At 54.6% G+C, this 26,328-nt stretch carries 30 protein-coding genes; 17 read left to right on the forward strand and 13 right to left on the reverse strand.

Annotation, left to right across the window (positions count from 1 at the left end):
* Positions 1 to 147: 147 nt before the first annotated feature.
* The 6 genes from WCE46_RS08695 (at position 148) to WCE46_RS08720 (ending at position 5,405) form a co-directional block, all read left to right on the forward strand.
* Complete coding sequence (locus WCE46_RS08695; protein ID WP_424733301.1) at positions 148 to 294, forward strand: hypothetical protein; 147 nt, start codon at positions 148 to 150, stop codon at positions 292 to 294.
* Positions 295 to 626: 332 nt separating this feature from the next.
* Positions 627 to 1,292 carry a hypothetical protein gene (locus WCE46_RS08700; protein ID WP_424733302.1) on the forward strand — a complete coding sequence of 222 codons (666 nt, stop codon included), beginning with the start codon at positions 627 to 629 and terminating at the stop codon, positions 1,290 to 1,292.
* A 203-nt stretch (positions 1,293 to 1,495) separates the two neighbouring features.
* Complete coding sequence (locus tag WCE46_RS08705; protein WP_424733303.1) at positions 1,496 to 2,173, forward strand: DUF5667 domain-containing protein; 678 nt, start codon at positions 1,496 to 1,498, stop codon at positions 2,171 to 2,173.
* The gene (locus WCE46_RS08710) at positions 2,173 to 3,129 is read left to right on the forward strand and encodes a helix-turn-helix transcriptional regulator (RefSeq protein WP_424733304.1); all 957 of its coding nucleotides are present in this window, start codon (positions 2,173 to 2,175) and stop codon (positions 3,127 to 3,129) included. The genes WCE46_RS08705 and WCE46_RS08710 overlap by 1 nt, the downstream gene beginning before the upstream one ends.
* Before the next feature lie 328 nt (positions 3,130 to 3,457).
* The gene (locus WCE46_RS08715) at positions 3,458 to 5,023 is read left to right on the forward strand and encodes a hypothetical protein (RefSeq protein ID WP_424733305.1); all 1,566 of its coding nucleotides are present in this window, start codon (positions 3,458 to 3,460) and stop codon (positions 5,021 to 5,023) included.
* Positions 5,024 to 5,069: 46 nt separating this feature from the next.
* Positions 5,070 to 5,405 (forward strand): hypothetical protein, encoded by a 336-nt coding sequence (locus WCE46_RS08720; RefSeq protein WP_424733306.1) that lies wholly within the window; start codon positions 5,070 to 5,072, stop codon positions 5,403 to 5,405.
* A gap of 24 nt (positions 5,406 to 5,429) precedes the next feature.
* On the opposite strand, the gene WCE46_RS08725 is transcribed toward WCE46_RS08720, so the two are convergent.
* The 3 genes from WCE46_RS08725 to WCE46_RS08735 are packed head-to-tail and all read right to left on the reverse strand — an operon-like array spanning position 5,430 to position 7,203.
* Positions 5,430 to 5,666 carry a hypothetical protein gene (locus WCE46_RS08725; RefSeq protein WP_424733307.1) on the reverse strand — a complete coding sequence of 79 codons (237 nt, stop codon included), beginning with the start codon at positions 5,664 to 5,666 and terminating at the stop codon, positions 5,430 to 5,432.
* A complete protein-coding gene (locus tag WCE46_RS08730) occupies positions 5,663 to 6,469 on the reverse strand; it encodes a transposase (RefSeq protein WP_424733308.1) in 807 nt (268 codons plus the stop codon). The genes WCE46_RS08725 and WCE46_RS08730 overlap by 4 nt, the downstream gene beginning before the upstream one ends.
* Positions 6,466 to 7,203 (reverse strand): PHP domain-containing protein, encoded by a 738-nt coding sequence (locus tag WCE46_RS08735; RefSeq protein ID WP_424733309.1) that lies wholly within the window; start codon positions 7,201 to 7,203, stop codon positions 6,466 to 6,468. The genes WCE46_RS08730 and WCE46_RS08735 overlap by 4 nt, the downstream gene beginning before the upstream one ends.
* A 39-nt stretch (positions 7,204 to 7,242) precedes the next feature.
* Between WCE46_RS08735 and WCE46_RS08740 the strand changes: the two genes are divergently transcribed.
* The 4 genes from WCE46_RS08740 (at position 7,243) to WCE46_RS08755 (ending at position 10,331) form a co-directional block, all read left to right on the forward strand.
* Positions 7,243 to 7,464, forward strand: coding sequence for a hypothetical protein (locus tag WCE46_RS08740; protein WP_424733310.1), 222 nt, complete (start codon positions 7,243 to 7,245; stop codon positions 7,462 to 7,464).
* A gap of 261 nt (positions 7,465 to 7,725) precedes the next feature.
* Positions 7,726 to 8,106, forward strand: coding sequence for a hypothetical protein (locus WCE46_RS08745; RefSeq protein WP_424733311.1), 381 nt, complete (start codon positions 7,726 to 7,728; stop codon positions 8,104 to 8,106).
* Between the two features lie 167 nt (positions 8,107 to 8,273).
* Complete coding sequence (locus WCE46_RS08750; protein ID WP_424733312.1) at positions 8,274 to 8,774, forward strand: hypothetical protein; 501 nt, start codon at positions 8,274 to 8,276, stop codon at positions 8,772 to 8,774.
* Between the two features lie 390 nt (positions 8,775 to 9,164).
* Positions 9,165 to 10,331 carry a tetratricopeptide repeat protein gene (locus tag WCE46_RS08755; protein WP_424733313.1) on the forward strand — a complete coding sequence of 389 codons (1,167 nt, stop codon included), beginning with the start codon at positions 9,165 to 9,167 and terminating at the stop codon, positions 10,329 to 10,331.
* A gap of 194 nt (positions 10,332 to 10,525) precedes the next feature.
* Here WCE46_RS08755 and WCE46_RS08760 read toward each other — a convergent pair whose 3' ends face one another.
* Complete coding sequence (locus WCE46_RS08760) at positions 10,526 to 10,990, reverse strand: ribonuclease III domain-containing protein (RefSeq protein ID WP_424733314.1); 465 nt, start codon at positions 10,988 to 10,990, stop codon at positions 10,526 to 10,528.
* Between the two features lie 254 nt (positions 10,991 to 11,244).
* Here WCE46_RS08760 and WCE46_RS08765 point away from each other — a divergent pair, with 254 nt between their 5' ends.
* Positions 11,245 to 11,970, forward strand: coding sequence for a PEGA domain-containing protein (locus tag WCE46_RS08765; protein ID WP_424733315.1), 726 nt, complete (start codon positions 11,245 to 11,247; stop codon positions 11,968 to 11,970).
* A 103-nt stretch (positions 11,971 to 12,073) separates the two neighbouring features.
* Here WCE46_RS08765 and WCE46_RS08770 read toward each other — a convergent pair whose 3' ends face one another.
* The 4 genes from WCE46_RS08770 to WCE46_RS08785 form a co-directional block, all read right to left on the reverse strand.
* Positions 12,074 to 13,000 (reverse strand): DUF4349 domain-containing protein, encoded by a 927-nt coding sequence (locus tag WCE46_RS08770; RefSeq protein ID WP_424733316.1) that lies wholly within the window; start codon positions 12,998 to 13,000, stop codon positions 12,074 to 12,076.
* Positions 13,001 to 13,132: 132 nt separating this feature from the next.
* A complete protein-coding gene (locus WCE46_RS08775) occupies positions 13,133 to 14,248 on the reverse strand; it encodes a hypothetical protein (protein ID WP_424733317.1) in 1,116 nt (371 codons plus the stop codon).
* A complete protein-coding gene (locus tag WCE46_RS08780; protein ID WP_424733318.1) occupies positions 14,245 to 14,694 on the reverse strand; it encodes a hypothetical protein in 450 nt (149 codons plus the stop codon). The genes WCE46_RS08775 and WCE46_RS08780 overlap by 4 nt, the downstream gene beginning before the upstream one ends.
* Positions 14,695 to 14,914: 220 nt before the next feature.
* Positions 14,915 to 15,268 (reverse strand): winged helix-turn-helix transcriptional regulator, encoded by a 354-nt coding sequence (locus tag WCE46_RS08785; protein ID WP_424733319.1) that lies wholly within the window; start codon positions 15,266 to 15,268, stop codon positions 14,915 to 14,917.
* Between the two features lie 123 nt (positions 15,269 to 15,391).
* On the opposite strand from WCE46_RS08785, the gene WCE46_RS08790 reads away from it, so the two are divergent.
* Both WCE46_RS08790 and WCE46_RS08795 read left to right on the forward strand, forming a co-directional pair.
* The gene (locus WCE46_RS08790) at positions 15,392 to 16,027 is read left to right on the forward strand and encodes a flavodoxin family protein (RefSeq protein WP_424733320.1); all 636 of its coding nucleotides are present in this window, start codon (positions 15,392 to 15,394) and stop codon (positions 16,025 to 16,027) included.
* Positions 16,028 to 16,079: 52 nt separating this feature from the next.
* Positions 16,080 to 17,279, forward strand: coding sequence for an aldo/keto reductase (locus tag WCE46_RS08795; RefSeq protein WP_424733321.1), 1,200 nt, complete (start codon positions 16,080 to 16,082; stop codon positions 17,277 to 17,279).
* A gap of 291 nt (positions 17,280 to 17,570) precedes the next feature.
* Here WCE46_RS08795 and WCE46_RS08800 read toward each other — a convergent pair whose 3' ends face one another.
* The 3 genes from WCE46_RS08800 to WCE46_RS08810 form a co-directional block, all read right to left on the reverse strand.
* Positions 17,571 to 18,341: an ABC transporter permease gene (locus WCE46_RS08800; RefSeq protein ID WP_424733322.1), complete on the reverse strand. Its 771-nt coding sequence runs from the start codon at positions 18,339 to 18,341 to the stop codon at positions 17,571 to 17,573.
* Positions 18,338 to 19,306 (reverse strand): ATP-binding cassette domain-containing protein, encoded by a 969-nt coding sequence (locus WCE46_RS08805; protein WP_424733323.1) that lies wholly within the window; start codon positions 19,304 to 19,306, stop codon positions 18,338 to 18,340. The genes WCE46_RS08800 and WCE46_RS08805 overlap by 4 nt, the downstream gene beginning before the upstream one ends.
* 70 nt (positions 19,307 to 19,376) lie before the next feature.
* Positions 19,377 to 20,069 (reverse strand): molybdopterin-dependent oxidoreductase, encoded by a 693-nt coding sequence (locus WCE46_RS08810; RefSeq protein ID WP_424733324.1) that lies wholly within the window; start codon positions 20,067 to 20,069, stop codon positions 19,377 to 19,379.
* Positions 20,070 to 20,252: 183 nt separating this feature from the next.
* Between WCE46_RS08810 and WCE46_RS08815 the strand changes: the two genes are divergently transcribed.
* Positions 20,253 to 21,548: a PAS domain S-box protein gene (locus tag WCE46_RS08815; RefSeq protein WP_424733325.1), complete on the forward strand. Its 1,296-nt coding sequence runs from the start codon at positions 20,253 to 20,255 to the stop codon at positions 21,546 to 21,548.
* Between the two features lie 90 nt (positions 21,549 to 21,638).
* Here WCE46_RS08815 and WCE46_RS08820 read toward each other — a convergent pair whose 3' ends face one another.
* Positions 21,639 to 22,418 carry a hypothetical protein gene (locus WCE46_RS08820; protein WP_424733326.1) on the reverse strand — a complete coding sequence of 260 codons (780 nt, stop codon included), beginning with the start codon at positions 22,416 to 22,418 and terminating at the stop codon, positions 21,639 to 21,641.
* Between the two features lie 260 nt (positions 22,419 to 22,678).
* Between WCE46_RS08820 and WCE46_RS08825 the strand changes: the two genes are divergently transcribed.
* Complete coding sequence (locus WCE46_RS08825; RefSeq protein WP_424733327.1) at positions 22,679 to 22,903, forward strand: type II toxin-antitoxin system HicB family antitoxin; 225 nt, start codon at positions 22,679 to 22,681, stop codon at positions 22,901 to 22,903.
* Positions 22,904 to 22,944: 41 nt separating this feature from the next.
* Here the strand turns inward: WCE46_RS08825 and WCE46_RS08830 are convergent, their stop codons facing one another.
* A complete protein-coding gene (locus WCE46_RS08830) occupies positions 22,945 to 23,385 on the reverse strand; it encodes a C-GCAxxG-C-C family protein (protein ID WP_424733328.1) in 441 nt (146 codons plus the stop codon).
* A gap of 159 nt (positions 23,386 to 23,544) precedes the next feature.
* On the opposite strand from WCE46_RS08830, the gene WCE46_RS08835 reads away from it, so the two are divergent.
* A complete protein-coding gene (locus tag WCE46_RS08835) occupies positions 23,545 to 24,726 on the forward strand; it encodes a PLP-dependent aminotransferase family protein (RefSeq protein ID WP_424733329.1) in 1,182 nt (393 codons plus the stop codon).
* 123 nt (positions 24,727 to 24,849) lie between these two features.
* A complete protein-coding gene (locus tag WCE46_RS08840) occupies positions 24,850 to 26,328 on the forward strand; it encodes a PEGA domain-containing protein (protein WP_424733330.1) in 1,479 nt (492 codons plus the stop codon).

Consider the following 26,328-nt stretch of genomic DNA (forward strand, 5'->3'; position numbering starts at 1 on the left):
CTCCAAGCTAGCTAACCGCTTGGTTCCATGATCAGACCCGCGCCATTCTGGTAATATATATCGCGATATTGCCGACGTTGTAATCAGGCCCTGCCGGACATTCCAGTCTTTCTGGACCCGACACGTGGCCGGAGGCGTTACCACCCCATGACCAATCTCGGCGATGTCGTCCGGCAGGTTGAGGCGGCCCTGTGCGATCCCCGCTGTCCCCCGAGCCCCCACGAGCGAGAAGTGTATGTCCGTATCCTTCACATGGTCTGCACCGGCGCAGTTGAGGCAAAGGGGAGCAGGTAAACAGGATTTTCATGGCCTGACCTGGACCGGAGAGAACAGGAGAGCCGGATCCGGCCACGATAACGCCGGGAACTGTGGTTTTTTACCCGGCTCCCGGCGGCCCCGTGGCATCTTTTGGTATCCCGGATCGTGCCGGTCTTCCCTTTTTCCGTGTATAATATCGATCCGGAATACCGGCAGCCCGTTTTGTACCTGTTCTGTACACCTTCTAACCGTCAGGTTCAATCAGACCACCCCGGCTATTTGTAATTTATATATTACATCCCGGGAAATGTCTGGTTGCAGGCTCACAACGGGCCCTGACCAACCATAAAACCGGAGATGATGAACCTATGAATGCCAGAACATTCCTGATTCCCTGCATCTGTGCCGTGCTCCTCATCGCACTGGTGCTTCCCGCCGGTGCGGATGACACCGCACAGGTAACAACCGTAGCGCCGACAGACAACGTAACCGTGGCAAGTCCGCCTGCCTTTGATCCGTTTGGTGCGATCGAAGGCATCATTGGGCTTCGGCACGAAGACCGAAACCTCACGCAGGACATTAATGCTAATGATCAGCAGATACACCAGAACTGGTGGGACAACATCAACATCTTCAGTTCGATCCTCGGGAACCGCGAGGCCGTCCGGTCCGACCAGCAGGCCGATCTTGCGAACCGGACGCAGGATATCGGGTACCGTGAGGATATCCATGCTGAACGGCAGGACATGAGAAATGATTCGGGCAACCAGAGTGCAGACCAGCAGCAAATCGCGGGGTATCGGGCCGACATCAGCCAGGACCGGCAGGACATAAATACCACACACGAGGATATCCGTGATGAGCGTAACGCGAGCGCGGAAGACCGGGCTGTCATCCACGAAAACCAGCAGCAGGATCTCTCCCTCAGGCAGGACAACAATGCCACGCGACAGGATATCGCTGCCAACCGGGAGCAGATTCGTGACGACCGGCAACAGGTCCACACTGGCCGGCAGGGTGATGGATCGTCTTAATTCTTTTTTTCATCCCGTGCATAAGAGCAAAGATCCGACACGGGTACCGTTGCTCCCGTACATCCATTGTTTCGGAATCCTTTAACTCATCCATGGGAATACATATGGAGTGAGTGGATACGGTGCGGCATCATTGTCTTCTTCACTGCATCGTGCTGGTCTGCCTTGCCGGCGTTCTAATAACATGGGCAGCCCTACCCGTGATGGCGGAGACTGGGGCCGGCTACTGGAATTTTTCCGCATCAGCACCTGTGGAGCCGGGACCGCAAAACCAGACCGGCCATCCGGCGCCGGACATAAATGAGACCATCCTTCCGGGAGACCCGCTCTACGGTCTCAAGCTCTCGTTTGAGCACCTCGACCAGTCGTTTACCGCTAACACCACGGTCCGTGTCGAAAAACAGATGCATTACACGGAAAACCGGCTTGTAGAGGCAGAACAGGCTTTTCGTGCGAACCGGACCGGGGTAGCAGAACAGGCCCTCGGGCAGTACTTACGGGATCTTGATGCAACCCTCAGGACGATTGCCAGCATTAATGCGAGTTCTCCCGACAACGCCCGTGCAAAGGAGGTGGCGGCGCGACACCTTGCTACCCTCAACCGGACCATCGCCCGGTACCCCGGCCGCGTGGATCTCCTTACAGCTTATAACCACACGAGCGAGCTTGCCGGAAAAAAACCGGTGATTGTGAAAAGTGAGACCGGTCTCCGCACTGCCGGGAACAACACCGCAATTAATACCCCAACCGTAAAAGGGCAGAACCTTACTGTGGAGCACCGGCAAAATGCAACAAATTCAACGAATCATACGGCCGCAGGAGAAACCCGGCTGCTGGCAACAAACCTTACCGCGCCTGCCGGAACGGAGGGGAAGACCTGATGCGCCGGTCCCCTTGTGCAGCCTGCATCCTCCTCCTGCTGATTCTCCTGCCGGCCGCGACCCTGGCCGCTGACACGACCCAGGACTATTCCATTGCTTACCTCATCGCCCTCCACAAGGACGGTTCGGCAGTCTGGAACATCGAGTACCGGATCCCTCTGCACACTCCCCAAGACGACGCAGCGTTCGAGCAGAATGCCAATACCTCGTCCATCCTCTCGGAGGCAAGCATCCGGGATCTCATGGCGCAGTCCGCTGCAGAAGACGCAAACGTGACCGGCCGTCTCATGGAAATAGATAATTTTGTCCGGGTCAGTTCGATCCAGAGTATGCCCACGGGGACGTACGGCGTGATCCGGTACACCTTCCTCTGGACCAACTTCACAGAGACCGGCGATGAAATCACGATGGGCGATGTTTTTGTCGGCGGGCTGTACCTGCCGGTGGGCGCGTCGCTGATCGTTCAGCCACCCCCGGGATATGCTGTCACCTCTGCCGGGCCGGCACCGGAGATCGTCAACGGGAACCTAGTCTGGTACGGTCCGGCCTCATTTGACGCCGGCGAGCCCTCGGTTACGCTTGCTCGCGAAGGAATGCCATTTTCCACCCTCATTTTGGTCGGTGTCGCTGTTCTTGTCGCGGGTGTCATTGCCTTCCTTATCATGCGGAGGAAAAAAGAGGATGAGTTCCCGTCTCCTGACGACGAGCAGCAGCTCCTCGGGCCGAAATCACCCCCGGCCGCTGCGGCAGGCCCCGAACTCGGGGACGCGGAAGGGCGGATCCTTGTCCTGATCACAGAATCGGGCGGGGAATGTTACCAGTCCGATATCGTGGAGAAACTCGGCCTGCCTAAGTCCACCGTGAGTGCAGCCATCAACAGCCTGCACATGCGCGGGCTGGTGCAGAAAATAAAGAAAGGGCGGGAGAACCTTATCCGGCGCGTGCCGGAAGAATAATCTCCCCGCCCCGGCTACCTTTTTTTTGTTTTTTCACTTGTCCGCATCCCAAAAACAGCGTGCGGCACCCCGGGGTTCAGGCCCGCACACGGCTCCTGTTTTTTCGCGCGTCGGCTGTTGCCCGGCAATTTCCTGCAAACTATTTGGCTCCGGCACGGCGTTTGACTTTCGGTCTTCACGCCGGCACCGTACTTTATCCAATGGTTTTTCCGGTTCTGTACTGACTTCTGGACGGTTTTGGACAGTTCTGAACCCTTAAACATTCGCGGGCTTTAAGCACGGGCGCCCGCGACCATTCTTTTGTAAAACCAAAAAAGGTGAGACAAAGATGGTCAAGTACTTTAAGACCCTTGCCTGCCTGTGCCTTCTTGTTGTTCTCGGCGTTCCTGCCGTGAGCGCATGGAGCACCGGGCAGTCGTGGAGCGACAACCCGGAGCACATTTCCGCCATGCAGGCGTATGTTGCATATTCCGGTGAACAGTACAATGCAAAGATGGCCGGCGCTATCCAGTACATCAACGGCCTCAATGGGACTACCACATCCGGGACCCTCCAGACCGATGAGCAGCAATTCATTTCGACCGTTGCATCCGTACAGAACATAACTACATCGGACGCGATAACGCAGGCCGAACAGACCGAAAAAACCCAGATCGCACAGTTCCGCACGGATCTTGTTGCTGCCTACACAGCAGATAACGGGAACCTTAACGATCTTCGGGCCGCTGTTAACAGTTCAGTTAGTGCGGATCAGTCTACTATCCAGTCCCTTGAAAGCACCTACTGGACGGCAAGCGAGAAGTCACGGCTCGACGAGTTCACGTACTACGACGGCTACCGGACGTCCACCCTTGCAAACCTTACTGCAAAGGGCGTGGATGTCACATCGGCCCAGCTGATAGAGACCCAGATCCAGGCCCTTGAGCCCAGCCTCAAGGTGGCGCTCGATTCCCATAACGATGCGCAGATCGACGACGTCAACCGGCAGCTGGGCTCGCTCTCGAGCCAGTTCTGGACTGCGGTCAGCAGCCTTGACTGGCAGGCCCGGGAGAAGAGCCGGCTTTCTTGGTTTGACAACCGCACCGCCCAGATGCAATCGGATATCGCAAACCTCTCCGCCCAGCACATCGACACATCGCAGGCAGAGAGCGTATTAGACCAGTTCCAGGCACAGCGCGATCCGCTCAAGGCTGCGTACGACAACCACGACCAGCAGAACCTTGACACACTTATTACCCAGCTCAACACCCTTTCAAAGCAGTTCTATGACCTGACCCATGGTGATGTCTGGTGGCAGACCCACGAGACCGCAGCTCTCGGGCAGTTCGACAACACCACGGCAAAGATGAACGACCAACTTGCAAACCTCTCTGCAAAAGGTGAAGATGTAACACAGGCGCAGGGCATCCTTGACCAGATCGTTGCGGAACGGCCCTCCCTAAAAGCCGCGTACGACAACCAGGACAGCACGGCCTTGAAGACGGTCGATGCCCAGCTCAAAGACTACTACTCGCAGTACACGGCAGCCGTAAAGACAATCAACGGCCTGCAGGCACAGGAAACAAAGCGGCTTGCAGAGTTTGACAAGAACGTTGCTTCTTGGCAGTCAACGCTTGCCACCCTCAAGTCCAATGGTGTTGACGTGAGCCAGGCAGAGGGCATCCTTGACCAGATCTCGGCCGAGCGCACACCCCTTGTAACAGCATACACAAACGACGACAGTTCGGCGCTCGACAGCCTCAATGCCCAGCTCAAGACGCTCGACTCACAGCTCGAGACCCTGATCAAAGGCTACGAGCACCCCCTCTCAGGGAACGGCACAGTAACGACAAACCCGATCCATAACGGGAACAGGACACACTCCTCCTCATCAGCAGTGGGGGCAGTAATTTAGAGGTTTCGGGGATGACCCCCTGCCTCACAATTTACGGAGAGAAATTATGACGAAACTTGCAATTATCGGAACCGGCATCTGTTCAGTCTGCCTGATTGCCTTCCTGCTCATCGCAGGTTGCACACAGGCCGGAGGAGACAACTCAGCACAGACCCCGATACCCACCGCGACCCCGCAGATCACTGCAACACCCGCATCAGCCGACCAGGGATCGGCATCCGCCGACTCCGGTGCGTTTATCGATGACTCACAGGATGTACCGACACCCGCTGACCAGAGCCAGGTGACTCTTGCTCCTGATGAAACCGTTGTCGCGGGCAGCGGTGCGGCAGGGACCAATCTTACCACGGATAGTGCCGATCTCGGGGACATAATGCCCTAAACACCGGCACCGCCACCATTTTTTTTATTTTTTGCCTGCTGCCTTTTTAAAAAAAGGCCTTGGTTTACGGTGTTCCCCTTTGTCCTCAAGACTGATGCAGATCGTGCAGCCGCACCGGGGACAGGTCGCGAGGATCACATCCTCTGCCTGCCTGTGGTCCGGATCTTCAAGCGCCCGACTTATCGGGTACCAGGTATTTTCGGTAAATTTCTGCGCACACCGGGGGCATGACACACCAAGGGTAAGGATGTCGACCATCATGGCCGTGCTCCCGGGATCTTTGCGGGATATTCATTTCCCGACAAAGCTCCCCATGGGGTCTTAACGCCCCGGCCGGGGAGGAAGAGATCCGCCTGAATGGCCGGCACCATTACCTGACTGATCGGCCGTTCTGTGCCGGCCTGTTCCCGTCGGGCCTCTCTCCGCATCTTTTTCCTGAGGCTTTTTACCTGGTCTGTCGCGGCTCTCCCGATGCAGCGGGAGGTAGCGGCAATATTGAGTGCTGCATTGACGTCCGCATGTATCACGGCCCCACATGCGGGGCATTCAAAGCGCTTGCGCACCCGGTGCCCGGTGCACCCGCACTTGCTGCACATCTTTGACGTATTTGCCGGGTCCACGTACGCGACCGGGATCCCCCGGGCCGCTGCACGTCTCTCGACAAGCCGCAGGAGGTGGGGAAACGAGGAGTTCTGGAACGAGAACTCATATTCGCATGTCCTGTTCTTCCGCAACGCGGCATGGTGGCTGAAGAGTTTTTCAAATTTTATTCCCGCACTTGCGGATTCTGCAAACGAGACCACCTGTCGCGCGATTACGACAAGGGCTGACCTGAACTTTTTTTGGTCCCGGGTCTTCATTTTTTTGAGTTTCCACATCTTTCCTTCCCTGAACAGTTTTGTGCAGTCCTTTGTCTGCGAGGTCTGCGTGCCGGCAGGACGTTTTCCCAGTTTCAGTACATGCCCGCTGGAGGGATCGGCTGCCACAACGGCAAAGCCGGTCGTGTTGAGATCAATGCCAATCCACCGGGCGTTCGTGACGAGTGTTGTGTGAATACGGTTCACCTTGAGTACGGATGTGTGTTCATCGTGTCGGGAGCTGCGTCGCGTGCCCGGGCTTTTCTCATATCCCTGATGACCTCCTTGGCAGTGCGGTACGCGTCCAGCGGGTGGAGGAAAACCCGGTGCCGGAGATAGAGATAATAGAAGTGCAGGATTTCCCCCGGGGGGAGTGGCGTTCCCTCAGGGATACACTTCCCGTGGCGCACGGCTTCAAGGACATCTTCGGCCGGTCCCTGTGCCATAACCTCGGTCCAGGCTGTCCCGAGCATCGGGCCGGCATGGGCGTCGCTGCCGGCGACTTCCGGGATGTGCGTGGTATTCCTGACCTTCTGGCTGGCCCCGGGTTCTGTTGCGTTCAATGCTTCGACCGCGTCAAACCCGAGTGTGGCATAGTCTGAAAAGCCCAGACGCGTGTGTGGGTGCGGCGCGATCGAGAGGCCGGCGTCGTTTCGTATATGGGAGAGGATGTGTCTGATGGAGAATTCCTGCGGGACAGCAGAGATGCCAAGTGCTATCCAGTGTTTCTGTACGGCGATATCCCCGCCTTCAATACCCGGGATCACAAGAAGGCCGAACTCGCGGGTGAGCCTTCGTGCCTCTATCCAGGGAAAGAGCCGGCCATGATCGGTGATGGCTATGGTATCCAGGCCGGCATTTTTTGCGCATTTTACCATGACCCGGGGAGAGTGCACACCGTCCACGGACCGGTTCGTGTGGATGTGGAAATCGGCCTTCATGGCGGCACTTCGACAGGATCCGGGTGATCAGGAATGTATGTGGCATGCCGGGATGATGATGGTGCCGGCGCGGTGTACAGGAATGCGGCGCATCCCGGGTCAGCGGGGCAGGCGGCCTGTACAGGCAGGGGCAGCGAAGGTACCGGGGAACGTGCATGGTTCATCACACCTGCGGGCATGAGCCGTACCTCCTTTATTGTCACTGCCGGCAGTGCCGCATGCTCTGGGTCTCCCCGGGGGTGCGTCTGCTGGTTTTTTTGAGAAAGCGACACAATAGAATTGGAATAATCTCTATATAAGTGTTCTTAAAGTATTGTGATCGGCTGCCCGGAAGGAACCTGTGCGTGGTGCTGGTGAAATTTCACGCGGACCGGGAGGAAACGGGGGGCGACTCTTCCCTGAAGGTGCGAACCGGCTGCCGGTTCATGGAGCAATTTCAAATCCGGGCGTCGTTATCCCACGCGATTAGCGTGAAATATTTTTTAAAAATCTTTATCGTCTTATGGAAAGAATGTTGGCCTGATGACCGCAGATGCAAAAAAATCCAGCCCCCGGCGATACTGGGGGTACTTCCTGATTATCGCCGGCCTGCTGATCGGCTTTGGCGCCGGCCTCCTCACGGGGTACCCGGGCTCGGGCTTCCTCATCGGCACCGGGCTTGGTTTTCTCGGGGCCACCTTCATTAACCCCGTGGAGCGGGTGGACGGTGTTGCTGTTGTGCAGGCATCAACCCCCCGGTCGCGCTATGTGTTTGCGCTCACCGGGATCGTGCTGGTTGTCTTTGGCATGGGGATTGTCTTTGCTCTCTGGCCGTACATCATCGCCATATTGATCATCCTGGCGGGTTTTCTCGTCCTCTTCCACGGTTTTGCAAAACCCTACTACATTGCCCTGAAAAAATGAAGGGATCCCAAAGGATCAAAAAAAATACGAGCGCCCCGATTGTCTGCTATACATTCCATGCAATCAGTCCGGGCGATACTTCCCGAGGGAAAAACGGTGTACAACGAGAACTTCCCCCGATGGGAGCAAGCGTATATAGTTGGAAATGTAAAATGAATTTGACATTTATGAAGGGTACATATCTCCTCATCGGATGCGTCTGCATCCTTGCACTCGCGGTTATGCCTGCACAGGCATTAACGGCAAAGGCACTTACCATAAACCTTGATCAAAGTGGTAATGCCCAGGTGGATTTCCAGTACGACCTTTCGTTCACGGAACAGATCGCGGTATTTGCGAATGTTGCTAACCCGTCAGCGGAACTCAAAACCGCGCTTGAGAACAATCTCAACCGTCAGGTCACCGTTGTAAAGGCAGACAGCTCCTCTGCTGAGGTCATTATTCCGTCATTTGCGACGATCAGCCAGTCCAACGGGGCAGAGACAATGACGACACCGGGCTTCTCGTTTGCGAACGCCCAGAATGATATCAAGCAGTACTGGTGGTCCTCGCTTGTCTCGGTCGACCTGTCCCCCGAAGTGACGACAATCACGTTCCCTGATGGTTACCAGGCAGTGTATGACAACCAGATCAGCTTCCCTTCCGTATCGCACCAGATTGCGACATAAACCGGCTTTTCCCTTCTTTTCCCTGCTAACCACAGGGATAATGGCAGAACCGGGAAGAAAAATACATTCTCTTTTTTACGGTGCAGAATCTTTTACCGGCAATACCCTGTTGAATATATGGATCCAGCCAGGCAGCTTTTTGGTGGCGTGTTGTCCCAAAGGATCGTGGACTTGATCCCGGACCGGTATAGGAGAGGCATGACTGCATTCCGAAGATCTCCCGGACCTCGGAAATTTCCTGCATGGATAATCCCTCCAATAAATATACATTTTTAAAAAAACTCTATACACAAAGTGAAAACTATATTGCCAAGAACCTCCTATCTTCACATCGCCAGTGCCGGGAGGATCACTTCCGGTTGAAATGCAATAGTAGTGGACATGTGAATTATGCCAACCCGTGTCTTTATTGTAGAGGATGATGAGATCATATCCCACCTGATCCGGCAGTTCCTCACCCTTAAGGGCTATATCATCGCCGGTTTTGCGGAATCCGGGGATGAAGTGCTTTCAAAAATCCCCGGGACCCCTTGCGATGTGATCCTGATGGATATCGGTCTTAAGGGAGATGCTGACGGCATAACCGTTGCCCGTATTCTCAGTTCAAAGATCCGGATCCCGATCATCTTTGTGACCGGCCAATACGATGATCATATCCTGCAACGTGCAAAAACCTCGAACACCTACGGATACATCATAAAACCATTTTCATCAAACGACCTTATTTCCAACATTGAGATCGCACTTTTCAACCACCGGCTCCGGGAAGAACAGCCGCGGGAACCAAAACATGCAACAGTCAGGGAGACCCTACCGGATGCTATCGTAAAACCGGCTGTGCCGCAAAAAGGCCTGCTGTCGGTCCACAATCACACAAGGCAGGAAGGGCTGAAACCTCTTTACGATGAAGGGTTTTATCACCGGTCCAAGGGTAATTATCAGCGTGCCCTGCAGTGCTTTATCGAGATCCTGGAATATGATCCGGATGATGCATTTATCTGGGCGGAAAAAGGCGATGTCCTCCAGAACCTTGGAAGGACAGGCGAGGCGCTTGTCGCCATTGATACAGCACTCCGGATCGATCCGGCAAACGAATATGCCCTCTGCAAGAAAAGCCGGGTACTCTGCAGTGTTGGGAGGCATGCGGATGCCCTGGTTGTGATAGAGGTCGCACTTGGAATCACCCGCGATAACCTCGCACTCCTTGTTGAAAAAGGGGCGGTTCTGCATGAACTGGGAAGAAATGAGGAAGCGATCAAAATCCTTGATTCTACGATTGAACTGGACCGGAAGTCAGCGTACGCTCTCGGGGCGAAAGGACGGGTCATGGCGGCCTTGGGCAGGAACAAAGAGGCACTGGCATCATTTGGCAGGGCGTTGAATATCGAACCAAAAAATATCTCGCTCTGGATGGATTTCATACGGATTTTCGAACAGAAAAAAAATTACTCTACGGCCCTGAATATCGTCCAGATGGCGATGGAGAAAAACCCGGAAAATCAGGTTCTGGTCATGAAGCGGGACAACCTGTTAAGCAAGACTATCCCGGTTTCATAACGTGCCCGCCCGTTTATCGGATTTTATTGCGTGAATGTAACCTCACGGGATCGTCAGCCTCAAAACCGGCACGCGCGGATACCCCCTTTTAGCCTACGACTGGAATATACCCCCTCCGGGACGTCACGAACATAAAAAAGTCCAGAACCGAACGATTCGTGCAGAAACACACGCGCCATCAGGCACGAAAATAATTAAAAATACCCGAGGTCGTCGAGCACTTTTTTTACGACAATAAACCCGTTCCCGCCGTGCCGCTCTGCGTCAACGAACACGGCGCCGACCAGGGTTTCGGTCACCATGTCGTTTTGTCTGATCCCCGTCATCCACACCTCTTCCTGTGTCGTCACCCTGCCACCTTGGACATAGCGTATGAGCTGGTGTTTCTCGGCAAAGGATCGGGTCCTGTCGCGCTTCACGTCTTCGGGTTTTGACACCGTGACTTCTCCGGTGTCCTGAGTCATTTCTTCGTAGAGCCGGCAGGTGACGACGGCGTCGAGGACCGCATCGCCCACGGCCGCGAGCGGTTCGGTGCAGCCTTTCTTTGGTGCCGGCGGTTCCCCCGCCCGGCTGGTCATGGCATCTTCGAGGATCTTTTCGTTATGGAACCTGTACCCGATCAGGTCCTGCAGATCGTCTGGAAAAGAACTTTTATCCATACTGCCCACCCCCCACTCGTATAGGAAATTCGGTGCGGGTATGTTATGCGTTCATAAATATGAATCTTGTTTAATAATTCCCGGGATTTTGGCGAACGGTAGAGTACCTGGCAGGTTCTGGCAGCGTATCCGGGGGATCCTTACCTGAATATAATCCAGATGCAGTCTGGAATATTCTCCCGGTAGTGTCGGGACAATTGTCCGATCAGATGCGTGACACAACGCTTATCCCCGTTTCTCCTCTATATCCTCTTATGAAACCTGGTTGTCTGCTTACAAGGATCTTTTTTGTGTTTGCGCTTCTCGCTCTTGTCGCCACTGCCGCCGCCAATCCGAACGTCGTTCAGGTTTTTGTCCACCCTGGCAGCGGGACTATCTGCGTTGATTCCACCTGCCAGGTTGCCGTGGGGTCGCTCTCCGGGTACAGCAGCTCGCAGTTTGCTAATATCGCCGGGGGACGGGATCATACGATCAAGGTCTACGATACCGACGGCTACCAGGATTATACCGACCAGTTCTACATGGACTACAATGGCGATGACGTGACCCTGCAGGTCTACCTTGATCCTCTCACCACCGGAACACCCACGCCCGCGACCACCTCACCGCAGACCGGCACGGTGCGGGTCTATGTCTCACCCGGCCTCGGGCAGGTCTGCATCGACAACCGAGAATGCGACACGAGCACCGGTGCGTCCTCATCCACCTGGAATGTGGACTTCGACGATGTCATGGCAGGTACCTCCCACACGATCACCGTGACCGCAGACGGCTACCAGAGTGCCACCACGCAGATCACGGTCCTGCCGGATCAGGTAAACGAAGCCGATGTCACCCTCCAGCCACTTTCCACGGCAACGGAAACGGATAGTACTACACCGGCACCCCTGGCAACCCGGGCCGGGCTTGATGCGGTACCCGTCATTGGGGCACTTGGCGGGAGTGGTATAGTCTTCCTGTTCCGGAAGAACGGAAACTAATCTTTTTTAGGCAGTGTGCCTCAGACAAGCGGGGGCAAATGCGCCCGCAGATTCTTACAGGAAAATACTGGCAAAAAATTTCTTCGAAAAAGAGTGAATATCCCTACTCCTGCTTTTTCTCTTCCATCTGTGCAGGTGCCGCGGCTTTCCTGCCCCGGTTCCAGCGGTACACCCCGTACCCGATCCCCCCGAGGATGATGAGTGGGAGGAGCGTGAACAAACCGATGATCAGAAGATCGATCATGCCAAGGAACCCGGCGATACCATCATTGATCGTGGCGACAAAGTCGTGGCCAGCCTGACCGCCGACCGGCTCCGGTTCCTGGAGGTAGACTGTTATCGTCGAGATATCTATACGGTTGTTGAGGTAGTTCAGCCTCCCGTTCAGCTCGTCGAGTTGCGTCTGGACCGCATCGATCTGCTCCTGCACCGCAATGATGTCCTCAACCTTCGTGCTCTGCTTCATGATCACGTTATACTGGGCCAGCTGATTCGTGTACGAGGTCTTCTGCGCCTGGAGGTCGACGTATTGTTCCGTGACGTCCTGCCTGCTCGTGGAGATCGACTTGACCGTCCCGAGAGCCTTGACACCCGCGATGGCGGTATCGAACCCGGCCTGCGGGACCCGGATGATGACCGTACCGGTCAGCCTGCTGCCATAGTTTTGTATATTTGTCGAAGAGAGGTACCCGCCCTGCGCAACCGCGAGGTCTTTGAGAGCATCGGCAGTGGCGGTCACATCGCTGACTTCAAGGGTCACATCCGCGGTGCTGATGATCTTTGTGTCTGTTCCTGTACCTCCCACATCCGATGATACCGATGTGGGCACGGGTGCAATTGCCGCCCCGCCGCTACCCGACACAATGATATTCTCATTTGCGAGACTGTACCCTTTTGAGACGGGAGAACCGACAGTCACACCCTGGGAAGAATGCGTATTTGCAAACGTACCCGATGAGAGTACCATGTACCCGACGGCACCAGCGAGCAGGATGCATACCACAATGATTATAGGGATTTTATATTTCATACACAGTCCATCGTTGTAAAAAATATAAATACACGTCGTAAACTACGAATATTTTCGTAGTTATGGCGCCACGATGCCGGTATTTACGGTCCACTGGCTCACGGGATAAAAATATGTGGCGGGGGTCTTGTTTCAGCGGATCTTAGCATTTTGCCCGGTCTTTGCAGAAGTGTAAAGATCCAGAACTGCAATCCCTCCAACCGTTGCCACCACAAACGTAACGATAAACACTGCGAGATAATAGAGGAGGCCAAGAGCAATCCACGCGTCAGTGGGATGCGAGGTGATCATCCCGGGGGGCCAGGTCATCCATGGATCATTATAACCGTGTGCTGCCTGGACGAGCAGGTACGTAAGGAACACACCGGATACGACAACTCCAAGGAAGATGGCGCAGGCAGCTACCTCAATTAATGTCTTTTTCATCATGGCAAACGATCCCACGACTGCCTCCCTGAGGGTCTTGTGCTCGAGAACGATCAAGGGCACGACAAACGGTGTCAGGATGAACAGGAGCAGATTGATCGCGGAATAGATCAGGGTCCACATGAACCCCATGGGATATATCCATAACAGCAGCGATCGTCCTCCATAGCCCGGAACCTCAGTAAAGATGTACGGATCCATAGTCAGGTTGAAGGGGAACTGGTTGAGAATGCCGGGAAAAATAGATGGCCCGAAGAAATTGAGCCAGGAACAGGAGCTTACATGGCAGACGGGAAAATAAGACCAAATTCTGAAAAGCAGCATGCCTGCGAGTGCCAGAACAACAGACCACAGGAAGAGTGCTTTTAAGTATTTTTTTGCCCCGGCAAGTTCCACAAAAAACGAGGTAGAACCTTCTTTCTTTGACGGGATGCTCAGGACAAGGCCCGCCAGTAAGAACACGAGAAAGAACAGTGTTGCGAACTCGAGTAAAAAGTCCAGGGCATAACTCACGATTATATCAGGTTGCATGATATGTCCGATGTAGAAGAGTGCTGCCTGTCCAAGGGTGTTTCCAACCATCACCAGCCCGGCAAAGAGTGTAAACCAAAGAAGCTGCCGGTTTTGGTTCAGTGTTCTCATCCCTGAAATGGCTGCTCCTATCCCCCGACGAATAGTTCCCGATCCTCCTCCCCCGCCATCCGGGAGTCCCTCAAAGGTGGATTCCGAAGGTATACCTATACCTGTCTGCAGGGCATGTACTGCCGGCGGTTTCCGGCACAGGCCGAACCGGTGTTCAATAATTTCAGAGATCCGGGTCATTCCTTATCCCCCCGGATCTTTGCAAGCAGTTCCTCTGCCATCTTTGTCGGGTCAGCAGTTTTCTCAATTTTGATCCCGAGTTCAGAAGCGAAATCCCAGATGAATTCGATACACTGGGTGAATTCATCGCAAGCCTTACAGTCGCCGTCATGTTCGTACCAGACCTGCATGCCATGCTTCTCCGAGACAAAAATATATGCATTTGTCTGGAACGGGATGGACCGCCCGAACAGGACGCCCCGTTCCACATCGATCTTTTCGATCTGGATCCGGTTTGCCTGCGCCATCTCCCGGAGCGATGCTTCGATCTTCTCGTCCATGAACCGGATAGCCTGCGACACACCCTGCCGGGTGATTCCCTGCTGGTTCGCAATGGAGATATTGGACATCCCGCTGCGCCGCATCTTCCAGAACCCGAACTGCTTCTCGTTCATTGGCAGGAACATGTGTAAACATATTGATGTTTACAATATAAAAGTTGTGCACGTTTTCCGGCCGATATATTATGCCGGTTTACTCCAATGCTATCCGCTCAAACTCCTGGACCGGATCTTCCCGGCAAGGATCCATTCTATTCGATACTGGTACAAATCTCAGAGAATATACGGGAAACCAGTATCATTTCACCCCGACTCGCCTGCAAATGACCTGACAAAAAAGTATTTTTTATTCTTCGCACTTGAACTCGATATCGTCATTCATGTGCTCGTACCCCCAGTCACAGAGCTGGTCGAGGATCGGGATGAGGGATTGTGCGGTTTTTGTGAGCGAATACTCCACTTTCGGCGGTACCTGCGCGTAAACTTTCCTCCTGACAAGGCCGTCTTTCTCCAGTTCGCGGAGCTCTTTTGTCAGCATCCTCTGGGTGATCCTGGGCGTTACCTTGTCCACGATCTGGTTAAATCGCAATGTCCCGTCCTTGAGCTGGTAGATGACAAGCGGCTTCCATTTACCCCCAATTACATCGAGGGTAGCCTCAATTCCCCAGCTGTATTTGTATTTCTTCGGCGTGGTCTTCATTAGTATCAAACCTGTCAGTATGTGACATATTTGTTTGTATACGCTATTTATGTCATATCTTCTTTATATATACTAAAGTGTCATGGGCGATACCAAAGAATCTGAACCATCAGGAGGTAGGGAATGAAGGTATTACTAGTAAACGGAAGTCCTCACAAGAAAGGGTGCACTCATACTGCTCTGGCAGAAATAGCAACAACTCTTAAAAAAGAATGTATCGATGCCGAAATTTTCTGGATCGGGATAAAACCGCTTGCCGGCTGTACTGCCTGCAAGTCATGTGCCAAGAACGGGCGCTGCATGTTTGATGACACGGTCAACGAGTTCCTCGACCTTGCGGAGGGTGCTGACGGATTCATCTTCGGATCTCCAGTGCATTTTGCCGCAGCATCCGGTGCGGTCACCTCGTTCATGGACCGCGTATTTTACACGAACTTACAGTCCGGCAGGCAGACGTTTTACCTGAAGCCGGCAGCTGCAGTGATCTCAGCCCGTCGGGCAGGGACAACGGCCACCTTCGACCAGCTCAACAAGTATTTCACCGTCTCTGAAATGCCTGTCATCTCATCCCGTTACTGGAACATGGTCCATGGGGCACAGCCGGACGATGTGAAGAAGGATCTTGAAGGACTGCAGACAATGCGCATCCTTGCACGGAACATGGCGTTCTTCTTGAAGTGCAAAGAGGCGGGTATTAAGGCCGGGGTGCATCTCCCGGTGCGGGAAAAACCAGTTTTCACGAACTTTATCCGGGAGTGAATTGTCTGACGGAAGGATAGGGTCTGAGATCAGAAAACCGGGTGAATGAACGATGTTATACAGGAAAATGCCCAAAAACGGGGACAAACTTTCCATTCTCGGGTTCGGATGTATGCGTCTTCCCGTGAAAGCGGATGGATCGATCGATGAAGAGAGAGCGATAAAGCAGGTGCGCTATGCCATCGACCACGGCGTAAACTATGTCGACACGGCCTGGCCCTATCACATGGGACAGAGCGAGCCGTTCGTGGGTCGTGCCCTTGCGGACGGGTACCGTGAGAAAGTAAAACTCGCGACAAAACTCCCCTCATGGCTTATCGGGAGCCGGGAGGATATGGATAAATTCCTGAATGCCCAACTCGCGAAACTCAAAACCGACCACATAGACTATTATCTTGTCCATGCCCTTGTTGGCGACGTGTGGGACACGGTTGAAAAACTGGGTGTGGCCGATTTCCTCAACAAAGCCAAAGCAGACGGCCGCATCAGGCACGCAGGTTTCTCCTTCCACGGCGCAGGAACGGATTTCAACCGGATCGTGGACGCCTATCCTTGGGACTTCTGCCAGATCCAGTACAACTACCTGGACGAGAAGAACCAGGCAGGGACCGAAGGGCTGAAATACGCTGCGTCAAAAGGCCTCGGCGTCATCGTTATGGAGCCCCTCCGGGGAGGGAACCTGACGAGAACCGTGCCTCCCGCGGTACAAAAGATCTGGGACGAGGCCCCGACAAAGAGGACCGCCGCGGAATGGGCGCTCCGCTGGATCTGGAACCATCCTGAGGTCACGGTCGTCCTCTCCGGAATGAATGACGAGGCGCACATCCGGGAGAATCTTGCCATTGCAGGCAATGCACACCCGGATTCACTGACGGAAATGGAACTGCAGCTGGTAAAACGAGTGGAGAACACGTACCGTGAACTCATGAAAGTCAGCTGCACCGGCTGCCGGTACTGCATGCCCTGCCCGTCAGGTGTAAACATCCCGTTGTGTTTCGAGGAGTACAACAATCTGTACCTGGCCGACAATCCCGACGGGGAAAAATTCATGTATGCCGCACGGCTGGGCGGCGCTGTCGCGCTTGGGACACCTGAGTTTGCATCCCTGTGCATCCAGTGCGGGGAGTGTCGGGAAAAATGCCCCCAGCACATCGATATACCCCTGGTGCTCGAAGCCGTTGCAAAAGAGCTTGAAGGGCCCGGCTTTGAGGAGAGAGTTGCCATGGCACGGCAGCTCTTCAAACAGACATAAACGCGGGAACGATTTGTCGTGGCAAAAAGCAAAGGAGGAACCGTATGGATACGTCAAATGTTTCACGTGAGCGTGTCATCTTCCCGAAAGGTGAAAGGATTACCAATGATCATTTCACTGGGGGCAGTATGGCTTGAAGTGCTGGTTCCGGCCGGCAGCCCATTCAACTGCCGGTTCTGATAGGTTGATGGGACATCGTTAGAAAAAATCGGATAAACAATAATTTTTCATGATGTAATAATTTGTAGTAATTCCCCCAAGTCCCGCGATCCTATCAAAACCTAACTACGTTCACAGTTTTATTTTCCGGAATGCATACGTCCCGATGAGGATCATCGCGAGGGAAAATATGCTGATAACAAGAAGATCGACACCGAGGTTGAACCGGTGCAACCCGATGAGCGTCCCCCGCAATCCGTCCACGGTATAGGTCGCAGGGTTGAGCAGCACGAAAGGAGTGAGCCATCCCGGAAGATTCTCGATGGGAAAGAGAGCCCCGGAGAGAAAGAACATCGGGAATATCAGGAAGCTGCTGATGAGCTGGAACCCTTCGGGGCTCTCCATCTGCGAGCCGATGATAAGACCGATGCTGACAAGCCCGACCGTTGTTACGAATAAAAAAATGCACGCGATGACAACCGAAACAACAGAGAACGTGATCCCGGTGAGCACGCCGGTCACCGTGAATGCATAGCCGATCACGAGCAGGATGGCCGACTGCAGGAGCGTATCCGTGGAGCCCCCGAGGACCTTGCCGATAAAAATGGAAGTCCTTGACATCGGGGATACGAGAACTTCTTTTAAGAAATCGATTTTTTTATCCCAGACAATATACACACCGAAAAAAACCGCCGAGAACAAGAGCGACTGGACAAGGATTCCCGGGTACAGGAACGTCAAGTAATCCACTCCCCCAAACGATAACACGGACCCCAGGCCTCCGCCTATAATCAGGAGCCAGAGTATAGGGTTGATGATGGATGCAACGATCCGGGATCTCTCACGCTGGAAAACCTTGAATTCGCGGTACCAGAGTGCATAGATTCCTTTGAGGTCGCTCATTTTCTCAGTCTCGCCTGCATTGCTTTCTCGGCCCAGCCGCCTTCAGGTGCCCCTTCCCGGATCGCCCTGCCGGTATAGTGAATAAACACATCCTCAAGGGTCAGCGGGCGGACCTCGACGGATTCCACCGGGCCTGTACGGCTAAGGACGTCCTGAAGGTGAAGGCTCGCATCCCTGACCGTCACACTGACGCCCTCATCATCCGTTTGAATATCGTTGATATAGTCCAGCCCCGCAAGCGATTCCCGGTTGAAGTTTTTGATCCGTATGCGGATGATGTCGCCGCCAAGATCTTTTTTCAGCTGGTCAGGAGAGCCAAGCGCAGCGATCTTCCCGCGGTCGATTATCGCAAGCCTGTTGCAGAGCCGGTCTGCCTCGTCCATATAGTGCGTGGTAATGATGATGGTGATCTTCTTCTCCGTTGAGAGTTTTTTGATGTACTCCCAGATGTGCTCCCGGGTCTGGGGGTCGAGGCCGAGTGTCGGCTCATCCAGGAATAAAATCTCAGGGTGATGCATCAGGCCCCGGGCAATCTCAAGCCGTCTCCTCATCCCCCCGGAATATTTCTTGACCATATCGTCTTTTCTGGCAGTGAGGTCAACGAGCCGGAGAACCTCCGCGATTCGTTCCTCTCGTAATGCAGAATCCATATCGTAGAGGAGCCCGTGGAGCTTTAAGTTCTCGTAGCCGGTCAGCATCTCATCTGAACTCGGGTCTTGGAAGACGATGCCGATAGATTTCCTGACCCGGTCGGGCTCGCGTATGATATCAAAATTATTCACGAGCGCAGTGCCCGAAGTCGGCGGTATTAAGGTGGTCAGCATCAGGAGGGTTGTCGACTTTCCGGCACCATTCGGGCCAAGGAGGCCAAATACTTCTCCCTTTTCGATCGTCAGGTCAAGGGAATCAACTGCGGTAAGTTTACCAAATTTCTTTGTCAGGTTTTTGATCTCAATGATCTGCATATGTTCACAGTAACCCTGTTGTTCCTGAAAAACCCGGAGATTCCAGATCCGTCCTGACGTTAAAATATGATTAACTGTATTGGCTTTCGCTCAGGTTACCCGACTCTGAATATCCCCGCTGCTCCCAGTAGCCCTGGTAGTTGGGATTGTCGGAGAGTTCAATCTCATCGATCCACTTGATCCACTTATATCCCCATTTGTCCTCAGCCACAAGCCGTAACGGAAAGCCGTTTGCGGCAGGAAGGGTCACATTGTTCATCTTATACGCGATGATGATGTCATTGTCCATGACGTAGCTGAGCGGGAATGATGTCGTATAACCGTCAGTGGCATGGAAGATCACCGTATTTGCCCGCGGATCAACACCCGCTTCATTGATGAGATCCCGGACAAGCACACCTTCCCAGAGGATCTTCGCAGACCAGCCTTCGACACAGTCGAGCGTGACAACCTTGGAGTAATGCTGGTGGTTGTCGAGGATTTCCCGGTACGTCAGATTTTCCGTCTTCAGGGTAAGGCCGGTGACCATGAGCTGGTAATCGGATTCGTTTATGTACTGGGTGCCGGCGATTGCATTCTCGCTGACATCACTGATGGACGAGAGATCCTGGCCCTGGTAGGACCGGACTTCAACGGCAGCGAGGCCGGTGGTCGTACCTGAAGACGCGCCGGACCGGAACACCGGGCTCAGGAAAATTACACCAAGCACAACGAGTACGACCGCGATGAAGAGGGCGATCACACGGTACGAGGGAACATTCATTGCACGTTACCTGCACCTGTGATCTCATTAAGATTGGGATTGGGACATTGATGCGCCGGCAGTTGATGGAGAACTGGTAACGAGGGGAAATGTCCGTTAATACCCGGGAAAGCGCCAGAATTTTCGTTTAAATATCCGAAACGAATCGAAGGTATTAACGGTCTTAATTATAATTATACAGTAATGGATGCGCGAGCAGAGCCGACACCATTTGACCAGAGGCTCTTTTTGATCTTTATCGTCACGTTTGCGACGATGACTATGTTCGAATTTGCAAGCGAATTCCTCTATCCCTACCCGCCCGACTGGCGCTCGAACATTATAACAAGCCTCTTTACGAGCGGACTTTCCGTCATCATTGCTTACTTTCCCCTCAAGGCCTATTATGACAGGAACACCCGGCTCCACGCCGAGATGGAACAACGCCATCACGTGGAGATGGAGTTGCGGGAGCGCGAGAAGCGCCTGGTAAGAACCTTTGACCAGTCCCCGGTGGGATCCGCAATCATCTCTCCCGATCTCCGGTTTATCCAGGTGAATCCGGCCCTGTGCGCAATAACGGGATACACACCGGATGAGTGCCAAGCCCTGCCCTTCTCATCCATCGTTGCTCCCGCTGAAAAAACCGAAATTATTACCTGCGCTGAGGATCTCAAACGCGGTGCGATCGATCTGGATGAACGCGATATGCAGCTGGTCCGGAAGGATGGGACGAAGGTCTGGGTCCGCCAGTCTGTCAGCCTCATCCGCGATGAAGAGGGCGTCCCACTCTATTTCCTTCCGATATTCGTGGATATCAACGATCTCAAGATGGCGGAGGACGCCCTCCAGAAAACAAACAAAAAACTTTCGATGCTCTCGACGATCACCCGGCATGACATCAAGAACAAGCTGACGGGCCTTGTCGGGTACCTGCAGCTCGTCAGTAACGAAGTGCCCGACGACCCGCCCCTCCGTGAGCATATCACGAAACTGGGGGAATGCTGCAATGCCATCGAACGGCAGATTGAGTTTACCCGGTATTACGAGGAACTGGGGACCGTGAATGCGGGATGGTACGACGTGCAGAAGGGTGTTCTGGACATGGCTGGCCAGTTATCCCTGCAGGGCATTACCCTTGACCCGGGAAAAACCGGGGTTTCGATCTACGCAGACCCGTTGATCAACAAAGTCTATTATAACCTGATGGAAAACTCGGTCCGACACGGCGGGCATGTCACGAAGATTACGTTTGCCGCAGACGAATCGGAAAAAGGCCTTGTGATCAGCTGTTCCGATGACGGCATCGGGATTCCACAAGGGGAAAAAGAGAACATCTTCCTCCGGGGACACGGGAGTAATTCCGGCCTTGGCCTGTTTTTGATCCGGGAGATTCTCGCGACAACCGGGATCACCATAACAGCGACCGGGACACCCGGTACCGGTGCACGCTTTGAGATCCTGGTCCCAAAAGGGGCCTACCGGCTTTCCGCTGCGTGATCTTTCATAACCGTTTTTTTGATTTAACGAGAATTCCACAAAAAAAATTCTCTGCCCGCAGCGGGGATTAAAAAAGGATGAGACTGCTGCTTATACGACAGCAGCGGGAGTAACCGTTGTGGTTGCGGTGGCCCGGTGCGCGTGCGCAGCCGTCCGGTAGCCCTTCACGATCTCGGCAAACTGCGTATTGAGCGTCGCAAGATCCTCGTTTGCGGCCTTGATCGCACTCTCGTCACGGCTGGTGAGCGCCGCGTTCAGCGCTGTGCCTTCCTGCTGGATCTGAGTTTCGACTGCCTGTGCCTGCGAGACATCAATACCTTTTGCAGTCAGGTTCGAAAGCACGCCGGTCCGGCGCTGGTCGTTTGTCGCAAACTCGTCCATGCGGGCAGTCTGGCGGTCTGTCCACCATGTGTTCTCAAGGGTCTGGAGTGTCGCTGCCTGTGCCATGACCGAGGCGTTGACGCTCGCGGCAAGGGCTTTTCCGGTACCGTTGTATTCTTTGAGATCGCCCTTTGCTGAGGTCATAAAGCTCGTGCGATCCGTCTTCATCTGCGTTTCAGCTGCCTGGATCTGGTCGGCGGTGGTCATCGACTGCACCGATGAGACGGTGCCGGTGAACTGTGATTCGATGGATGAAAGCGAGCTTGTCCCGGCACCGTTGCTGATCGTACCGATATAGCTGATCGCCCCGTCCATCTGCGCCTGTCCTTTTGCCCCGGCATACGCCACGTGGGCCTGCATCGCGGTGATGTGTTCAGGGTTGGTATTCCACGAAGTTCCGTTTACGGGAGCGGCTGCAACCGGCATGACGCCAAGAACGAGGCAGATCATGCAGAGGCTGCCGACAAGGATAATCTGTGTGTGTTTCATTTTTTCACCTGAGTATTGTATGCGTATGATGGTCCCCGCCCTTTGGGGAACGCATCTGTCTCTGATGTTGCCGGCCCGGCGGTATATAATTCCAAGATGCCCGGAGTACGGCCATTGAACCCACAGGTTAGACCACGTACCCGAAAAGAGCGGTTTTTGGCTCTGGTAAAAAGAGAGGGGGTTCACCCGGTAAAAGAACGTCAGCGGCACCCTTTGCCGACAACAAAGGCTGTATACCCACCCGGGAAATATAATAGATCATGCAATACACAATTGTCCTCGAACCCAACGAGCGCGGCGGATTTGCCGCACGCTGCGTTGAGCTCCCGGGGACTGTTTGCCAGGGTGCAAACAAAGGTGAAGCACTCGCCCGGCTCAAAGAGGCGATCGGGCAGGTGCAGCAGGCCCAGCAGGCCGACCTGCACCGCACGATCCAGTCTCTTTCGTCTGAGATCATCAGGATCGACGTCGCCGAAGCCGCGTAACCCAAGTTTTGGCACAAAAGGGGGATTTCCCCCACAAAAATTTATAAAATTTTTTCGAGAATTTCGCCTGCATCCCGCACAAGAAAAGAACATTTTGTGTGGAAGAGATCTTTTTCCCGTGCAGCGGCAAGCTCTTTTGGATCTGACAGGTTGCATCCGATCAGGTCAGTACAGTTAACTGAGTGGTTCCGGCGCAGGAACTCGGTGATGAACTCGTTTGCCACCGCATAGGTCTTCTCTTTGCCGCGAAGGTCATCGATCTCAGTCCGGCCGTACTTCATCCCGATCACCATGAGCGCACCGGTAACCGCCCCGCAGGTGTTCCCGGTGTGCGCCATCCCGCCGCCAAGCCCGCAGGAGAGCTTAAGCGCCACGTCGCGATCGATGTCGAAATCCCCGGCGAATGCAGCGCAGACTGCCTGCGAGCAGGAATACCCGCCATTAAAAATGGCGGCCGCCTCGTCAGCCCGTGTCAGAGTCATACTACCGGGGTTGTCGCTTGAAGGCGATAGGCGTATTGGTGTGTCAGGCATCACCGGGGTTCCTGAAACGGTGGCCTGCGGCAGGGCGGGATCTACCTTTTTTTGTGGAGCGGCTAACACTGTACCATCCAGCCGCGCTTTTGTGCGCAAGGAAGTACCATGGCCTTTACCTTTGCCCGGAGGATCCAGCATGCCCCGGCCTCGTTTCTCGGGGAACTTTTCAGGGTCTCTGCCGATCCCTCGATCATCTCGTTTGCCGGTGGGCTCCCATCGTCCGGGCTGATCGATACGGATGGCATTGCAGCTGCCGCACGGGACGTTTTTACTGCAGATCCCCGGTCAGCCCTGCAGTATTCGACAACTGATGGCTACCTCCCGCTGCGGGAGTACATCGCGGAGCGGTACCGGCGGCGGCTCGGCATCCCCGCGACTGCTGACGAGATCCAGATCGTGAACGGATCGCAGCAGTGCCTCGATCTCTTCGCGAAGATCTTCTTGAACCCCGGCGACCGGGTGGGCATGGAACGGCCGGGATACCTCGGGGCGATAGAAGCGTTCTCACTCTACGAGCCGGTCTTTGAGGCAGTGCCTCTCGACCCTGACGGGCCGGACCCCGTGGCTTTTACAAAGATGACAAAGGAGACACCGGTAAAATTCTTCTACGGCATCCCCAACTCCCAGAACCCTTCGGGCTGCACGTACTCACAGGACCGGAGAGAGGAGATCGCAGAGTGCCTTGACGGCACGGATACAGTCTTTTACGAGGACGACGCGTTCGGGGAACTCTTCTTTGACGGGAAGCCCCGGCTCCCGGTAAAACATTACCTCCCCGGCCAGTCGGTCATCTCCGGGTCTTTCTCAAAGATCACCGCCCCGGGCATGCGGATCGGGTGGATGTATGCCCCAACGGAGATCCTGAGTGCGTTCAACACCGCAAAACAGGCTGCCGACCTGCACTCAAACTTCCTCTGCCAGCAGATCCTTGCCCGGTACCTCCAGACAAACGACCTCGATACCCATATAAAAAAGATCGTTTCCGTCTACAGCAGGCAGTGCCGGCTCATGTGCGACCTCTTCGACGACCTGATGCCCCGGCTTTCCCACACGACACCCGAGGGAGGCATGTTCCTTACCGCAACGCTCCCCGTAGGACTTTCTGCAATGCAGGTTTTCCGCGAAGGGATCGGACACAAGGTCGCGGTGCTTCCCGGGATGCCGTTTTTTGTCGATGGCGGCGGCGAAGATACGATCCGTCTCAACTTCTCCAATGCCGGCGAGGACCAGATCAATGAGGGCATGCACCGGCTTGCCGGGGTTATAAACGGGCTTTCCCGGATATAACAGCAGCCCTGTGCAGGAAACACGGCCAACCCGTATTTTGCGCCGTATTTTCAGAGATGCTCATTAAATCCCTCTTTTATTTATGCATCATCTGCCAGAACTACTATTACAGGAAGAGATAGTGTGATAAAGAAACTCCTTATATTTGTGCTGGTACTGACGCTCTGTATGATCGTCGTTGCCCCTCTTGCGGCGGGTGCCGGTGCGTCCGGCACCATTCCGCTGGAACCGGGCCCGGTTATCATCGACACCACCACGGATACCACGGCACCGACCCTGACAGAACCGATCACAGAGCCAACGACTGAAGTGACCATCACGGTTAGCCCGGTGGGGAGCGAAAAAGGCTGGATCGACGTATACGGGAATGTCGACGGCGCCACCGTATATTTTGACGGTAACGCCAAAGGCACGATCACCGGGGGCATCCTGTCGGTGGCAGTTGCGAGTATGGGCACCCCGATACAAACAATAACCGTTTCAAAATCCGGCTACACGCAATGGGCGGGCGGACTCTCCCACATGCCGTCGGCAAACGAGCATGTCGCAGTTTACGCGACCATCAACCCGCTGACCACTATCCCGACAACCATCCCGCCGGTAACGACCGGGTCGATCTATACCCAGTCAAACCCGAACGGCGCAGCCATCTACCTGAACGGGAACTTCCAAGGGTATGCTCCATTGAGTATCCCGGATCTGTACCCGGGCACCTACTCGATGAAAGCCACCCTGAGCGGGTACACCCCGGATACAGCGATCATTAACGTGTATGCCGGGCAGACAGCGACCTATTACCCGGTCCTCATCCTGTCACCCCAGCCCCGGCAGACCGGCACGGTCTATGTGACATCGAACCCGAATTATGCTTCGGTGAGCGTCGATGGAACGTATTACGGGAAGACCCCCCTGACCCTTTCCCTGTACCCGGGCAGTCACAAGATCGCAATCAGCCTCGCGGGCTACAACGATTACACAACATACGTCGGGGTCGCGGCCGGCCAGTCCCAGAACCTGCCAGTCACGCTCTCGACTGCGATCTTCGGGTCGTTCACCCTTACGTCAGTGCCGGGAGCAACAGTGTACATGGACAGCGCAGTAGTGGGTACCACGAACTCTGCAGGGAACTTCAGGCAGACCGGCATCACATCGGGCAACCACCTCTTCAAGGTGACCGCATCCGGGTACAATGACTGGATGAACACTGTCTACATCGAAGCAAACACCGTAACCTCGATCTCGGCGTCCCTGACACCAAAGGGCTCCAGCCCAACGCCTGTCCCGCCGACAGGTGGCCTTGCGATCGCCTCGTCTCCCACAAATGCGGCGGTCTATGTTGACGATCTGCCCCGGGGGAACACCCCGCTCACCGTGACAGATCTTGTACCGGGCGATCACGTGGTCCGCCTCTCCTCTGATGGCTACCTTGATTATACCACGACGACGACCGTAACTTCAGGGCAGACCGCACCGCTTGCAGTCACGCTCACCGTGGCTCCCACACCGACATCGACCAGTTCCCCGGCCCCAACGCCGGTGCTTGTCGTCGGAGTACTCGCAGCTGCCCTTCTGATTGAAGGGTATATGAGGAGGCGATCCTGA

It is taken from the genome of Methanoregula sp., assembly GCF_049690535.1.
Taxonomy (GTDB): domain Archaea; phylum Halobacteriota; class Methanomicrobia; order Methanomicrobiales; family Methanospirillaceae; genus Methanoregula.